The 467-nt window shown below is 64.0% G+C and carries 1 pseudogene; it reads left to right on the forward strand.

The annotated features are described in order from the left end of the window. Positions 1 to 191: 191 nt before the first annotated feature. A pseudogene (locus tag G3I78_RS48100) lies at positions 192 to 467 on the forward strand (ammonium transporter); the annotation flags it as partial.

A 467-nucleotide genomic window follows, 5' to 3' on the forward strand; every position in this document is an offset into this window, starting at 1 on the left:
GGAGTTCATCACGTCGTAACACTCTGGACGCCTTCGTCATCGGCGTGAAACACCCAGCGGCGCCGCCGGAAACCGGCCTGCGTGAATCTCAGGGCAATAACCGGCCAGCCCCCACCAGGCCGGAGCCCTTAACGCCGCTCAGGTTTTCACGATCGCCCGCACGCGAACGTACCGACGACGAGGAGACGCCGATGGCATCAGCCATCACGACCCTCGCGGCAGACGCCCCGACGCTGTCTGCCGCGAACACCGGGTTCATGCTCATCTGCTCCGCCCTGGTCATGCTGATGACCCCCGGGCTCGCCTTCTTCTACGGAGGCATGGTCCGCGTCAAGAGCAGCCTCAACATGCTCATGATGAGCTTCATCAGCCTCGGGATCGTCACGATCCTCTGGGTCCTCTACGGCTTCAGCCTCGCCTTCGGCACCGACTCCGGCAGCCTCATCGGCTGGTCCTCCGACTACGTC

Source organism: Streptomyces sp. SID13726 (assembly GCF_010548375.1).
Taxonomy (GTDB): Bacteria; Actinomycetota; Actinomycetes; order Streptomycetales; family Streptomycetaceae; genus Streptomyces.